The organism is Roseimaritima multifibrata (assembly GCF_007741495.1).
Taxonomy (GTDB): domain Bacteria; phylum Planctomycetota; class Planctomycetia; order Pirellulales; family Pirellulaceae; genus Roseimaritima; species Roseimaritima multifibrata.
Genome location: NZ_CP036262.1, coordinates 4,034,502 through 4,048,631, shown reverse-complemented (window position 1 = coordinate 4,048,631; position 14,130 = coordinate 4,034,502). Strand labels below are relative to the sequence as shown.

The 14,130-nt window shown below is 54.8% G+C and carries 10 protein-coding genes; 1 reads left to right on the top strand and 9 read right to left on the bottom strand.

Features of this window, described 5'->3' with window-relative positions:
* The first annotated feature begins 8 nt into the window (after window positions 1–8).
* On the top strand, window positions 9–1,064 hold the full coding sequence (locus FF011L_RS27140; protein ID WP_145355372.1) for a bifunctional transcriptional activator/DNA repair enzyme AdaA: 1,056 nt from the start codon (window positions 9–11) through the stop codon (window positions 1,062–1,064).
* 277 nt (window positions 1,065–1,341) lie between these two features.
* Here FF011L_RS27140 and FF011L_RS14635 read toward each other — a convergent pair whose 3' ends face one another.
* The 9 genes from FF011L_RS14635 to FF011L_RS14595 form a co-directional block, all read right to left on the bottom strand.
* Window positions 1,342–4,326 (bottom strand): exo-alpha-sialidase, encoded by a 2,985-nt coding sequence (locus tag FF011L_RS14635; protein ID WP_145352401.1) that lies wholly within the window; start codon window positions 4,324–4,326, stop codon window positions 1,342–1,344.
* Between the two features lie 421 nt (window positions 4,327–4,747).
* Window positions 4,748–5,773 carry a nucleoside hydrolase gene (locus tag FF011L_RS14630; RefSeq protein ID WP_145352400.1) on the bottom strand — a complete coding sequence of 342 codons (1,026 nt, stop codon included), beginning with the start codon at window positions 5,771–5,773 and terminating at the stop codon, window positions 4,748–4,750.
* The gene (locus tag FF011L_RS14625) at window positions 5,770–6,726 is read right to left on the bottom strand and encodes an ABC transporter permease (protein WP_145352399.1); all 957 of its coding nucleotides are present in this window, start codon (window positions 6,724–6,726) and stop codon (window positions 5,770–5,772) included. Before FF011L_RS14625 ends, FF011L_RS14630 begins: the two co-directional genes overlap by 4 nt.
* Complete coding sequence (locus FF011L_RS14620; RefSeq protein WP_145352398.1) at window positions 6,723–8,255, bottom strand: sugar ABC transporter ATP-binding protein; 1,533 nt, start codon at window positions 8,253–8,255, stop codon at window positions 6,723–6,725. The genes FF011L_RS14625 and FF011L_RS14620 overlap by 4 nt, the downstream gene beginning before the upstream one ends.
* A gap of 4 nt (window positions 8,256–8,259) precedes the next feature.
* Complete coding sequence (locus FF011L_RS14615; protein WP_145352397.1) at window positions 8,260–9,249, bottom strand: sugar ABC transporter substrate-binding protein; 990 nt, start codon at window positions 9,247–9,249, stop codon at window positions 8,260–8,262.
* Entirely contained in the window at window positions 9,246–10,187 is a 942-nt protein-coding gene (gene rbsK / locus FF011L_RS14610; protein ID WP_145352396.1) for a ribokinase, read from the bottom strand. Before rbsK ends, FF011L_RS14615 begins: the two co-directional genes overlap by 4 nt.
* Window positions 10,188–10,192: 5 nt before the next feature.
* Window positions 10,193–11,254, bottom strand: coding sequence for a nucleoside hydrolase (locus FF011L_RS14605; RefSeq protein WP_145352395.1), 1,062 nt, complete (start codon window positions 11,252–11,254; stop codon window positions 10,193–10,195).
* On the bottom strand, window positions 11,251–12,288 hold the full coding sequence (locus FF011L_RS14600; protein WP_145352394.1) for a LacI family DNA-binding transcriptional regulator: 1,038 nt from the start codon (window positions 12,286–12,288) through the stop codon (window positions 11,251–11,253). The genes FF011L_RS14605 and FF011L_RS14600 overlap by 4 nt, the downstream gene beginning before the upstream one ends.
* Window positions 12,289–12,660: 372 nt before the next feature.
* Window positions 12,661–14,094 carry a sigma-54-dependent transcriptional regulator gene (locus FF011L_RS14595; protein WP_145352393.1) on the bottom strand — a complete coding sequence of 478 codons (1,434 nt, stop codon included), beginning with the start codon at window positions 14,092–14,094 and terminating at the stop codon, window positions 12,661–12,663.
* Window positions 14,095–14,130 lie beyond the last annotated feature (36 nt).

The window sequence follows — 14,130 nt, the reverse complement described above, 5'->3', positions numbered from 1 at the left end:
CGATTCCTATGCTTCCTGATCGCAAGACAATGTACGATGCGTTGGTTCGCAAGGATTCGCAGTATGAAGGGGTGTTTGTGGCAGGGATTCGCACCACAGGGATCTTTTGCCGCCCCTCCTGTACGGCTAGAAAACCGAAAGAGGCGAATGTCGAATATTTCCGTGATGCGAACGAAGCCATTCTAAACGGTTTCCGACCCTGCAAGGTCTGCCAACCGTTGACGGCACTGGGAAAAGTTCCCGATTGGCTGCAACCGTTGTTCGACCAGATCGATCAAAACGCAGATCAAATCTTCAAGGCTAGCGATTTAAAGGATTGGGGATTGGACCCCGTACGTGTTCGGCGGTGGTTCCAGAAGAACCGCGGAATCACCTTTGCCGCTTTCATGCGGAATCGTCGATTAAACAGTGCGGTTGGGCAATTAAAAGAGGGGACGTCGGTGGTCGCAGCGGCATTGGATAATGGATACGAATCGCTAAGTGGTTTCAGCGAAAGCCTAAAAAGCGTTTTGGGACAGGCTCCGATGTCCTGCAAAGCGAATAGCCTGGTGACCGTCGACCAGCTAGAGACTCCGCTGGGGCCGATGTTGGCCGGCGCGACTGAGGCTGGGATCTGCCTTCTGGAATACATGGAATCGCCAAGACAGGAAAAACAGATTTGCCAAATTCAGAAACGGTTGCAGGCGAACGTTCTGTTGGGGCAGACTCCAATGCTGAAGAAACTGAAGCGCCAACTAGAGGAGTATTTTAAGAAAGAACGCAAACAATTTAGTTTGCCTTTGCATCTTGTCGGGACCGATTTTCAAGTCAAAGTGTGGGAGGCTCTGCAGACCATCCCCTACGGAATGACCCGCGCGTATGCACAGCAAGCGGCCGGGATGGGGGATCCCACGGCAGTCCGAGCCGTAGCAAACGCAAACGGAGCCAACCGCATTTCCATCTTGGTCCCTTGCCATCGGGTGATTGGATCCAATGGCAAACTAACCGGATATGGCGGCGGGTTATGGAGAAAGCAGCGTCTGCTGGAGCTCGAAGGCGAGCAAACGTACATGCTTGAAATGTAGAGCAGGTTTCTACCGACCGAGGCGTGGTTTTTAGATGGTGCGGCCGGACGGGTTGCGGCGAATGCCATCACCTTTCTTAGCGGAACGGCGCAAGCCGTCCGGCAATCGCATAGAAAACAGAGTGAATTTGCCGGACGGCTTGCGCCGTTCCGCTAGGAATGATTGGGCTCCCCTTGCGTTTGGCTGGTTCCCGGCGACCGCCGCCGGGCCAGGTTACGTTACTGCGTTACCTGATGTCGGCGGCTCATTCGGATGATCCATCCGTTGTTTGCTCAAACTATGGAGCTGGAATTTCTGCTGAATCCAGCACCACGTGCTTGATCTTCTTGCGCATCCAGGTGTAGGTGATATGCACCTTGCCGTCGGCAGCTTGGATCATGGACGGGTAACTAAATTCACCACTGGCTTCACGTTCGATATCGGCAAACTTCTTCCAGTGAATTCCATCTTTGGAAACGGCCAAACTTAGGATCGCACGCCGTCCCCATCCGTTCTCTCCCGAGCCAAGCGGATTGTAGATCAGCAACTTGCGGCCGTCGGCCAAGTCGATGGCATCGATTCCTGAATTTGGATTCGGCAAATCAATCGCTTCCATCTTCGACCATGTCTTGCCATTGTCTTTCGAAAAACTGGTCGTGATGACGCTTTCTTTCGTCCGGCAGAGGACTTGAATTCGGCCATCGCTATGAGTCAAAAACGTGGGCTGAATCGCATTGAATTCTTTGGCGGAATTGATTGGTCCGACGCGGCTCCATGTTCCTGCAGGTTGCCCGTTGGACAAACCGATCGATTCGAAGTGAACGGTCCAGCCGTCGTATTCGGTGGAGCTGCCGCTCAGAAGCGTTTTGCCGTCCGCAAGCAGAATAGGCTGGCAGCGGACCGGCCCGTCAATCCCTTCTGGAAGTCGTTTACGTTCCACAAAGGTGCGGCCGCCATCATAGCTGACCATCATTTCGCCCCACCACGTCGAAGGCGTCGGGCCGACTTTGAAGAACAGCAGTGTCGGAGCGTCGCCGGGCGGTTGGAAGAGAACTGGATTCCAGCAGGGGTAACGCAGTCCGTCATGTTGGACGCCGTTTGCAACTTCTGTTGCTCTCGACCATTTTGTGCCGTCGTGATAGCTGGTCCAAATCCCAACGTCCTTGTGTTTCTCTTTTGTGCCGCCGAACCATGCGGCGACAAGGCCGCGATTGGTTTCACAAATGGTCGATGCGTGGCATTCCTTGTAAGGAGCATTATCATTGATCAGCGTGTCACTCTCCCAGCTGAGGAATTTGGGGGCCGCAGACTCTTTGGCGGGAGCCGCGGTCAATTTGTCAGCGGCGTAATCGACGCAGTCATCATGCGCGATGAAGTAAAGCCGCCCGTTTTCGGCGCCCACGATCAAGTCTGGTTTTTCGTCTTTGTTGAAATCGCAAACAGCTGGACTGGATGTGTGGCCGGCTACGTTGCGTTTGGCCAAGTTCCCAATCGATTTCAAGACGATTTTTCCGTCGCGTGTTTCGCAATTGCGATACCAAGTCGCGTTTTCTGAATTCGTCAGGATGTCTTTTCTTCCGTCACCATCCCAGTCGACAACCGCCAGTTTTACGCGTCCCGAACTACCGCAGCTGCGGGGGTTCAGTTGCAGAGGCTGGTTGTCCTCGTCGACAAAAATTCGCTCAGCAGGACCACCCGCCGAACGCAAAGTCAGGTAGCCCTCTTGATCCAGCATGACTAGATCAAGTTCTTTGTCGTCATCGAAATCGATCGCAACCGGAGTCGTACGCCACTGCGAAAGGGCGTCGCTCGATTTGGTTTGCCACCAGTACCAAGCGGGGGGAGTTTCTTGTTGCCCACTATCGAATGCCACATCGATCAGTTTGCCGGACTGATTCTTCAGCAACCCAATCTTGGAGAGAATTGAATTGTAAAGAATGTCCGGTTCGCCATTCTTGTCCCAGTCGGCGACGGAAAGGGTGGTGTAACCCCACTTGGCTTCGCAGGGACCTTGGATCGATCCACTTTCGCCCGCCAAAATTCGGAATTCTTTTTCTTCACCGCCAGCTGCGGATTGCGAACGGAGTAATTGAGGAGCGGACCATTTTGGCAACCCGTTATCGGCATCGCCAAGGTTTTCGAACAGAGCGATGTTCCCTGCGGTGTTTCCGCACAGAATGTCTTCGTCGCCGTCACCATCCCAGTCGTAGACATAGGGGGTTGCCAACGCACCAAACTTCAGCGTGTCGGCCTGTTGTTGAAAGTATTGTGGTGCGGAGAATACAGGAGCGGAACCTTGGAACTTGCCGGTGTTTTCTACCAAAGCGACGCGGCCATCTTCATCGCCAACAATCAGGTCAAGGTCTCCGTCCGCGTCCCAGTCAAAGGCGGTGGGAGTGATCATCTGAAGGTGCATCACCAGGGGGGCGCTGTTTTCGTCTTGCAGACGCTGCCCTGCCCCGTACACAGGTTCATTGCGAGTTCCGACGTTTTCAAAATAGGTAAAACCATCTAGGAATTCCCCGCACAGCAGGTCCAGGTCCCCGTCGTTATCGAAATCTGCAAAGTTCGGTGAAGGCCAACCATAGACATCGATGGCCCCCCCGGCTGCGTGGATCTTGGTTGGTTGATCGCTGTACTTTGGCGAATCATCGTTACCTTGGTTTTCGATCCAGTAGACGTAACCGTGCAGCGGCCCGTTTCGCCAACGTCCCGACGAATCATACGCGTTGTCCCAGACATATTCGGTCCAATCACCGGCGCCCACGACGATGTCGTGATCCCCGTCACCGTCGTAATCGACGTAACGCCACATGTTTCCGCGAACACGATTTTCGTGAATGTTGTCTTTGGGGAAGATGCGTTTTGGTTTCGCGAAATTGAATTCTCCGGTTGCAGGGTCTCGAGGGTATTCGTGACCGTTGCGTAGGATCCGAGGCTGACCGTCGACATAACTGACCTGCATGTTATGCGTCGCGGAACCAAGTCGCACGCCGGGAAGAAAAGTAGGCGTCTTCACGCTGGCGTCCTGCGTCGGGTTTTCGAAGAAGTAAACCCCGTTGGATGGTTTGTCGGGACACCCAACCAGCAAGTCCAGGTCTCCGTCGTTGTCGTAGTCCATCGGCATTGGCCATGCCCACAAACCGACGCCCAGGTCGACAGCTAGATCGGGATTGTTGTATTTCAGAGGCTGCAGTTTCCAGTCGTCTGCCGCTCCGTAATTGCTTATGCCAAACAGAAGCGGAACGAGAGTAAGCCAGCGGAATATGGAGGTGTGGATCATAGGAGGGAACTCGTGGAAGGAAGCCAATGAATCATCTGTGAAAATGGATGCGTTAAATGGAGTCCCGAAGGACCGTCGCATTTCGTTCAATCCGTGGAAGCCGGAACGCACTGGCTTGCGATTTGGAAATGTTTTAGGGGAGTGGAGCAACGCGGCACTGCACATCGTTTGTCGTTAACCGACAAACTGGATCGCCGCCGTTTCGGTAACGAAACGATACGTCATTTAGGTAGGGTATCCGCGTGAGCGGACACCCATTGTACACCGGACTGGCATTGTGAGACCTCCGCGCCACGAACGCAACAAATAAGCGGCGGAAATGCTGTTTTCTACAGATTTTATCGATGATCGCATTGTCGCTGACAAGCGGAATCCGTTGGCGAATTCACAGCCGTCGATTTAAGGACGCGTCGTCGCTGGTTCATTTTGCCTGGGGGGGCTGGCTGACCAGCGAACGTTGAGCTTCGATGACTCTTGGAATTTGAACCGCATTCAACGTTAGATAACGGTCACGACCATTTTTCTCGGGGGTGAACGTCGTAAATCCGTCGGCTTCCACTTCGACGTTTCCGGGTTCGGAAAGTCCAAAATAGTTTTCGTTGGGACGGACGGCGTAAAGGACGCTGGTTAAGTCCCAGGTCGGCCGGTTGTGGTCGGGGCCGCAGTAGAGAAGGTAAGATTCCGGGACGATGTGCGGCGTTTGATAACGAAAGTCATTCCGGATGCTGCTGCGAGGATAAGGGACGGCAACTCCGATCAAATAATCGCTCCAGACGACCGGGACTTCGTTCGGCCATTTCGCGGCAAAGTTCCGCATCGATTCTATCCCGTTGCGGACGTTGGCTTCCAGGAAGTGCGGTTGTCCTTTTACCGGTCGAAAGCCCCCTGCCATGACCGAAGCCAACCGCACCTTCTTCTTGATCAAATCCAGGCCGCTCAAATCACTGATTTTATCCGCGGGCGAATCGAGCAATTCCGAGAGGTTGGATCCTAATCCGACTTGGACAATGACGATCGACCCGTCGTCGGCAGCGGCGAGCGTTTTGCGAAGGACCGTGACCGCGTCGGGAGCGTCGTCACTGGAAAGTAGGTCATGTGGATAGCGAAAATCGTCTCCATCCTTTTGTTCGACTAGGTGAAGGTATTTACTGTCACGTTCCTGGGCATCGCGAGTGACCCCGATCGGAATGTCCGGACGGCCGTAAAATGTGTTGACGGCGTCTACGAAAGGAGCTGTAAGCGGATTAATTTTCGAAATCGTGACCGCTTCCAACGTGCACTCTTGGCGGTCCGCCAGCGTATGAAGCATCGCCAGCGCCAGGACATCATCCACATCCCCGGTGATATCGGTGTCGAAAATGATCGGCACAGGTGGCTTGGCCTGGCCAAAGACTGACGGGATGCAGAAACTGCTGACCAGCAAACTAAGTATGCAAGAACGGATCATTTCGATTTTCCCCAACGGGTTCTCAAGGCGTCCAATAAGACCGCAATCACGATGACGGTACCAGTGATGATTTGTTTGTTGGCATCGGAGACGCCGACTTGGGCCAAGCCCGATTGTAGTACCTGAATGATCAGGACTCCAAGGAAAGAGCTGACGACGCTTCCCCGTCCGCCCATCAGGCTTGTGCCTCCGATCACACAAGCCGCAATCGCGTCCAGTTCCATCCCGACGCCACCGTTTGGATCGGCGGTCGACATCAACGACGTCTGCGTGAATCCAGCTAGGCCACAGAGAACTCCGTTCATGGCAAAGACCGCGATCGCGTAGGGGGCCACACGAATGCCGGACATCCGAACCGCTTCTTCGTTTGTACCGATCGCGATGCAGTAACGTCCAAACACCGTTCGCGACAGAATGAATTGGCCCGCGATCACCGCCAACACGGCAACCACAAAGGCGGGTGAAAGCGAGATCCCCTCCAGCGGTTGGGCAAACCATTCGACTCGGCTGCCGATGAAAATCGATTGCGATTCCGTAATTCCCTTGGTGCTGCCTCGGGCGATCTGCAGCATCCCCAAAGTAACAATGAAGGATGGGATGCCAAACCGAATCGAGATAAATCCATTGACCCAGCCGCAGCACCCGGAGACAAACATGGCGGCCAGCAAGGCCGTCCCAAGATGCCAGTTGTACTTGGCCATCAAAACCCCGAGGACGGCTGCGGAAAGCGCAAGCAGGGATCCGACGGAGAGATCGATCCCGCCGACGATCAAGACCAGGGTCATTCCTACCGCTAAAAAGGTGAGGGCCGGAACCTGGTTCGCGATCGAGAACAGCGTCGAGGTTTGAAAAAAGTTGTCGCTGCAGGCACTGAAGATCCCGATCAGTACCAACAGGACCGAAATCAGTCCGACATGCTGAACCAGGTTGGCTGTAAGTCGATGTTGGTTCATTTAAGGTATTCCGAGAAAGAGGCCTGCATGATGTTTTCTTGGGTCCATTCGCCTCGTTTAAAAATTGCCACTAGCCTGCCTTTGGACATCACTGCGATTCGGTCGCACGTTGCTGATAGCTCTTCAAAATCACTGCTGACAATGACCAGTCCCTTTTGGTCTGCGGCAAGCGTTTCGAACAGTCGATAGATTCGTCGGCGAGCCGCAACATCGATACCACGTGTCGGTTCGTCGAAAAGAAATAGTTCGGCGTCGCGAACCAACCATTTGGCAATTGCGACCTTCTGTTGGTTACCACCACTTAACGTTCCGACCGCTTGATAAATGCTGTCGCAACGGGTGTCCAATTGCGCTCGCATTTCTTCGGCGACGGCGATTTCTGCGGATTGCTGAATCAGGCCAAACCGAGAAAACTTGCGTTGCATGCTGCACAGCGTTGTATTGATTGAAATCGACTTTGGCAGCAGCAATCCGTTTTGTTTGCGATCCTCGGTGACCATTGCCAAACCGGCTGCGGTCGCTTGACTGGGATGTTGGAAACGCTGCGGTCGATCGCTGGACTGAAGAAAAATTTGACCGGCGGTCGCGGTGTCGGCTCCGAAGATTGCTCGCAGCAGTTCGGTGCGTCCGGATCCCACTAAACCGGTGATCCCCAGTCGCTCGCCTCGATAGACTTCGAAGGAAACGTCGTGGATGACAGCGGTGCAAAGGCTGCGGACTCGCAACGCAGGTTCTTGGCTGCAGTAGGACGTGTGTTCTTCGCTGTTGGTCGGTTGCGTCCCACTCATCAAATCGACCATTTGATCGGTGGTGATCGAATCGGTTGGCTGCGTCGAAACCTGTTTGCCATCGCGGAGGACCGTGACTTGGTCGCTCAGTTCTGAAATCTCCGCCAGGCGGTGACTGATGTAGATGATCCCCACACCCTCGTTGCGCAGCCGTTTGAGGTGTTTGAATAGGTGGGCGGCTTCTTTGCCTGAGAGCGCGGCGGTCGGTTCGTCCAAGATCAGCAACCGGCAGCGCTGGGCAAGCGCCGCGGCAATTTCGATCATTTGCTGGTGCCCCACGCCAAGCGTTTCGACTTTGGTATGCGTATCCAGTTCTTGAAGGTCGAAGCGGTCGAGGGCTTTACGAGCATCCGCGTGCAAACGGCGGTTGTCCAGAATGCCAAATTTGGTGGGAAGGTTCGCCAGGAAAAGGTTTTCAGCGATCGAAAGCGTGGGGATCAGGCTCAGTTCCTGCTGAACGATTTGAATACCGTTTGCTTCGGAGTCCTGTTTGTTGTGAGGAATAAACGAATTCCCCGCCAACTGCATCGATCCGCCGGACGACGCAATCAGCCCACTAATGATTTTGCTGAAGGTGCTCTTCCCTGCTCCGTTTGCCCCCAGGAGCGCATGGATCTCACCCGCTCGAATGGTCAGCGAAACGTCGCGCAGGACCGTCACGTCACCATAACGTTTGCAAAGTTTGTCGGTGGTCAGCAGTGGACCGGTCAGGTTACCGGTCGCATCCTGGGGATCGGGCATGTTTTTATTGATCCAAGTTTTCTTTGTGGATCAAATCAACCGGCGTTTCTTGGTCTTCGCCTTTTTCTTGATCGGCGATCTGCTGTAACGCCGCTTCGATTCCATAGACCGCTAATTGATCGCCATGTTGGTCGGCGGTCGCCAAGACCTTTCCTTCACGGATGGCTTGTTGGATGGCGGTGATGTTATCGAACCCAACAATTTGAACTTCGCCCGTTCTGCCAGCATTTTTTACCGCCGCAATCGCGCCCAGGGCCATCGAATCATTGGCCGCAAGGATCGCGGTCGCTTCGGGGTGTTCGCTTAACATCGAAGAGGCGATCGTATTCGCTTTGCTCATTTCCCATTCGGCTGACTGGCTATCGAGGATTTCCATTCCGGCCTCTTCCATCGCCGCTTGGAATCCTTTTAAGCGTTGTTGAGCGTTGAAGGAGGTTCGGATTCCTTCCAGAATGAGAACCTTGTCACCGGTCCGGTTTTTGGCCAAATAATCTCCTACTTTCTTGGCTCCGGCCAGGTTGTCAGGACCGACAAAGGGAATCGAAACCGATTCTTGTTCCAAAATTTCCGCGTCCAATCGATTGTCGATATTGATCACCACCACGCCCGCTTTTTGGGCTCGCCTAAGCGCTGGCACCAGGGCTTTGGAATCCGCCGGTGCGATCACGATCGCCGAGACTCCGCTGGCGACCATTTCTTCCACCAAAGCGACTTGGCGACTGAGGTCGCGTTCGTCTTTGATGCCATTGACGACCAGTGAGTACTGGTCCGCATGTTCGCGTTCATGTTCCTTTGCCCCTTCCGCCATCGTCGCGAAGAACTCGTTCGCCAACGATTTCATGATCAGCGCGACACGAGGCTTGTCGGTGGCATCTGGGTCTTGGGGCGAACCGGGGGCGTTCCCTTGATCGGTCCCCTTGCTACAGCCAATCAGTAAGACCGCTGAGAAGAAAATCAGAGCGTACGCGGCGGGGTGATTGCAGTAACGTTTCATGATTGGGAGCTCACTAATTGTTCAATTTCTTGCCAAGAGGGCATACTGGATTGGGCACCAAGTCGCGAAGCCGCAATGGCTCCTGCGGCATTCGCGTAACGGACGGCTTCGGGAAGAGATTTTTGCTGGGCCCAGCAGGTGGCCAAGACCCCGGCAAATGCGTCTCCGGCGGCTGTCGTGTCGACGACGTTGGTGGTGAAAGCGGGCAATTGCCCTTCGTAGGTCGGACTGGAAAGATAGGTCCCTTGGTCGCCAAGCGTGATCGCGACATTCTGGCAACCTTGTGACCGCAGTTGGTTCGCGGCTACCTTCGCTTGCTCGATCAATTCGGCTGGCAGCGAGGTTAATTGTGAGGTTTCGCTTTGGTTGGGACAGAGCAAATCGACATCCAGCAGGTCGCTGGGAAAGTCATGAGGTGCGGGAGCCGGGTCAAGCATGACACGAACCCCCGACTGTTTCGCAATCCGGATCGCGGCGATCACGGTCTGGATCGGAACCTCCAATTGCAGCATCAACACATCACTTGCCGCGATGACGTCCCGATACGATTCGACATCGGTTTCCGATAGTTCTAGGTTCGCATTCGGGACGACGGTAATCGAATTTTGGCCGGAACGATCCAGCGAGATAATCGCCATCCCGCTTGCGCCGTCGGCGATTCGCTGGACGTTTTCGGTCCCGATATGGTGATCCTTCAGGTTCTGCAGCAGGCGGTCCGCGAAAGAATCGCTTCCCACCCGCCCAATCATCGTGACGTCCGCACCGGCTTGGGCAGCGGCGACCGCTTGGTTTGCACCTTTGCCACCACAGAACTCGGTCGACGATTCCGCAAGGATCGTTTGTCCCGGATTCGGGAACGATCTGCAGCGGACGACTAGGTCCATGTTGATCGATCCCAAAACCGTGATCTTGGGACGCCGCGATGTTTTGGCTTCCATCCGTTTTACTCAGCAGACGTGGGGGCAAGGTTGCTTGGCGGCTGACTGGATAACTGAACCAGGGCTTCCAACGTTGCTGGAGTCTGTTTCGGATCTAAAATCAGAAACGTATCACGACCATTGGCAGACGGTTTGAAGGTGGTGACTGCATCGTCAGCGATCGCGACGGTGCCGGCTTCAGAGGTTTTGAAGTAGCCGCGGTCGGGACGAATCGCGTGCAGGACGGACGTTAAATCCCAGGTAGGACGGTTGTGTGGTGGCGGTTGGAAACGACGATAGGCATCCGCAATAGGATGATGCGTGACGTAGTCGTAGTCCTGTTCAATACTCTCGTGTGGATAAGGGAGGGCAACACCGATTTCGTAACCGCTCCAGACAATTGGCGTTGGCCATTCTTTGGCAAGTTTCTGTGCCGCAGGAATATCCTTCGCGATGTTGTATTCGCCATGGCCCTTCAAGTGTGCCAGTGGATTGTCCGGCAAGGGGAACGCGCCAGCCATCACCGACAGCAGGCGGACCTTTTTCTTAATCAATTCCAATCCGGTTAGTTTGCTGTACTTGTCTGCGGGAGAATCAAGTAGGTTGGCGAGGTTGGTCGAAAAACCGACTTGAGCGATGACGACCGAACCGTCGGCTTGCCCAGCGAGGGCTTTGCGAAGAACCGAGACGGCATCCGGAGCCGATTTGCCGGACAGCAGATCGTGTGGGTAGTTCAGTTTGCCATCCGTCTTGGAATTTGCGAAGGCGTTGAATTTGCCTTCCGCACTGGTCACGCCACTGTCGCAGACTCCGATGGGGATGTCGCCTCGTCCATAAAACGTATTGATCGCGTCGACCCCGGAGGCGGCCAGTTCGTGATCTTTGGTAAGCGTCACTGCGATCAGATCGCATTCGCCGCGTGACTGCAATGCATGGATCACGCCAAGCGCAAGTGCGTCATCGCAGTCGTTGCCGAAATCGGTGTCAAAGATAATCGGAATCGGCTGCGTGGGGCTGTCTTCAGCCTGCAAGTGCAGCGACGCACCGGTAAAAAGTAGACAGGTTAGTAAAGCGGTCAATCGCGTCATCGTGGTGAAGCCTTTGCAATAGAGGAACGTTTGACAATTTTGGTGGTAACTTGGTGAATTTCAAATTTGGGAGGGCTTTTGGCTTGGATCGATTGGATGATCAATGCCGCGGCCTGTTTTCCAATCCTAGGAACGTCTTGGCAAACCGTCGCCAGGGGGACGGCCATCAGGTCGGAGTAGGGAGAATCATCGAACGAAACGATCGATAGTTCATCGGGGACTTGGATCCCCTGTTCCTGTGTGGCTCGTAGGGCGCCCATCGCGTTGGGGGTGCTTAAAGCGAACAACGCGGTGATGTCAGGGCGTTTAGAAAGCAAACGGTGCGTTGATTCGTACCCGGACTGCTCGGTGAAGTTATCGCCGTCGACCAGATCCGCATCCCATTTCAAATCGTGTCGCTGTAAAGTTTCCCGTAGCCCGCCAAGCCTCTCTTCGTTCGGTAGGGTTCCCGGCAGGCCTTGCAGGATTCCGATGGTCCGGTGACCTTGGGCGAGCAGTAGTTCGGCCGCCTGCTCCGACCCGCGTCGGTGGTCGGACGTGACCTGCATCATGGGGAAATCAGGGAACCCGCGGTCGACCAACACGATCGGCAACCCGGACTGATGCACGGTTAGGAGGTGGGATCCGTCGACGCCGACAGGACAGACGACCAGTCCTTCGACTTGCCGCGATTGCAGTTCGCCCGTCAGCTCTTGTTCGATGGAGGTTGTTTCGCGACTGTCCGCGACCAGGACGCTAAAGCCTTCCGCTTCGACGGCCAAGGCAATCTCGCGTGAGATCGCCGCGAAAAACGGGTTCGAAAGATCCGGAATCACCACCCCGATCATTTTCGATTTTTGTAAGCGTAGCGACCGCGCGATCTGACTGGGACGGAAGTCAAGCTCGCTGGCGATCCCACGCACCTGCTGCTCGGTTTGATCGCTAATGCGATACGCCTTGGCATGTCCATTAAGCACCCGTGACGCCACGGAAACACTGACTCCGGCAGCGGCAGCTACCTGTTTCAGTGTGACGGTGGTGGGGCGGGAACTCATGGTGGAAATTAGACCTTTGGATGGTTCGTAAGGGTTTTGCACAATCGATTGTGCAGAGTCTAACGGGCGGGTATGCCGCTGTCCAGCTTTTTTGTGATTGTTGCCTTTCGCTTGGGACATGAAATCAAGCAGGTGACGGTTTCCGAGTGAGGTCGCTGCTGTGCGGCGATGCATCAGAAAATCCCCACCCGCTGCGTAATCGAGGGATTGCAGAGCGTGGCCCCGATCCCTCGCTTACGCAGCGGGTTGGAATTTCGACTGCCTGCTGGCCCAGAGAGTCAGCCTCATTCAATGACGGGCAGAAGCAATGCAAACCGCTTCGGAGATCGCTAGTCCGTCACCAAAAAATTTCACGTCCTGAGTGTAAGGCGACTATGGGCGAAATTCGGCGGCTCGAATTTTGTGACGCTTGAGCAGTTTGTCCAGCCCTTGTCGGGAGAGGCCTGCTTGCCGTGCGGATTGCGAGATATTGCCTGCATGTTTTGTGATCAGCTTGATCAGGTATTCATGCTCGGCGCTCTCCATCGCTTCATCGCGCGAGATTTCGGTCAGGTCTTGGATGGCCGAAAGCGGGGTTGGCAGGTCGTTGCGCAATGTTTGCGGAAGGTCGGAAACCTCGATCGTCGACGTTCGGACCAGTGCGAGCGCTCGTTCGACGACGTTGCGAAGTTCGCGGATGTTTCCAGGCCATGGATAGGACTGAAGACGTTCCAGCGCTTCTTTCGAAAACCCTTCAATGTTCGATTCAGGGGGACGGAGTCTTTTGAGGAAATGATTCGCAAGCAGAGGGATATCTTCGCTCCGGTCGCGTAAAGTCGGGATATCGATATGGATGACGGCCAGACGGTAGTAGAGGTCACGACGGAATCGCCCTGCGTCGACTTCGTTTGCGAGCGAACGGTTGGTCGCGCAGATGAACCTTGTGTCGACGGTCACCGGTTTCGAGGTCCCGAGAGGCGTAAACGTTTGCTCCTGGATGGCTCTTAGAAGTTTCGCTTGCGATCCTAACGGTAACTCACCCAGCTCATCAAAAAAGGTGGTCCCTTTGTCTGCTTCGGTTAACAGACCTGTTTGGTCTTTGACCGCCCCGGTAAATGAGCCCTTGATGTGCCCAAACAAAACGGATTCGAATAGGGAATCCGGAACCGCGGTGCAGTCGATGACTTGAAACGGAGCTGCATGTCGAGCGCTAAGCCGGTGAATTGCCTTGGCGATCACCTCCTTGCCGGTCCCGCTTTCGCCAGTGAGCAGCACATTGGCGTTTGAGTCCGCGACCCGCTGAATGATCTCGGTCAGATCTTTCATCGGTTTGCTTTCGCCGATGATTTCAGCGAACGCTGACGATTCCACGTTGATGCGGTCGGTAGCATTCGGGGCGGACGGGGGCGACGTTTCAGAGGTTTCGGTAGTCGTCTTCGGGGCACTGATTTCAGCTTGACGAAGGGCACGTTGGACACTGCCCAGCAGGTCTTCCAGCTTGACTGGTTTCAGCAGGTAGTCCGCGATCCCCAAGCGGATGCTCTCGATTGCGGTCGGCAGCGAGGGGACTCCGGTAATCACAATGAGCGGGACATGGGCATGCTTGCTGCGACTTTCTTTGAGCAGTTCAAGTTTCATGTTTCCCGGCATGCTAAGATCCGAAAGCAGCAGATCGAAGGGCTCGTTTTGGAGTGCCTGAATCGCTGCATTTGCGTCCGAAACACAGGTGCAGTGGTAGCCTTCGTTACGAAGGAGCTCGCCCGTGGTTTGAAGATAAAGCGGCTCATCGTCAGCGATTAGGATTCTAGCTTGGCGGGGACGCTTCATTGAATTGGACTTTTCCTAAATTGGTACTGAGAACGG

Excerpts from the sequence above, each read along its gene's own strand:
- FF011L_RS14615 (WP_145352397.1), bottom strand. The coding sequence starts at position 9,249 with ATGAAACGTTACTGCAATCACCCCGCCGCGTACGCTCTGATTTTCTTC.
- FF011L_RS14595 (WP_145352393.1), bottom strand. The coding sequence starts at position 14,094 with ATGAAGCGTCCCCGCCAAGCTAGAATCCTAATCGCTGACGATGAGCCG.
- rbsK (WP_145352396.1), bottom strand. The coding sequence starts at position 10,187 with ATGGAAGCCAAAACATCGCGGCGTCCCAAGATCACGGTTTTGGGATCG.
- FF011L_RS14635 (WP_145352401.1), bottom strand. The coding sequence starts at position 4,326 with ATGATCCACACCTCCATATTCCGCTGGCTTACTCTCGTTCCGCTTCTG.
- FF011L_RS14630 (WP_145352400.1), bottom strand. The coding sequence starts at position 5,773 with ATGATCCGTTCTTGCATACTTAGTTTGCTGGTCAGCAGTTTCTGCATC.
- FF011L_RS14605 (WP_145352395.1), bottom strand. The coding sequence starts at position 11,254 with ATGACGCGATTGACCGCTTTACTAACCTGTCTACTTTTTACCGGTGCG.
- FF011L_RS14620 (WP_145352398.1), bottom strand. The coding sequence starts at position 8,255 with ATGCCCGATCCCCAGGATGCGACCGGTAACCTGACCGGTCCACTGCTG.
- FF011L_RS27140 (WP_145355372.1), top strand. The coding sequence starts at position 9 with ATGCTTCCTGATCGCAAGACAATGTACGATGCGTTGGTTCGCAAGGAT.
- FF011L_RS14625 (WP_145352399.1), bottom strand. The coding sequence starts at position 6,726 with ATGAACCAACATCGACTTACAGCCAACCTGGTTCAGCATGTCGGACTG.
- FF011L_RS14600 (WP_145352394.1), bottom strand. The coding sequence starts at position 12,288 with ATGAGTTCCCGCCCCACCACCGTCACACTGAAACAGGTAGCTGCCGCT.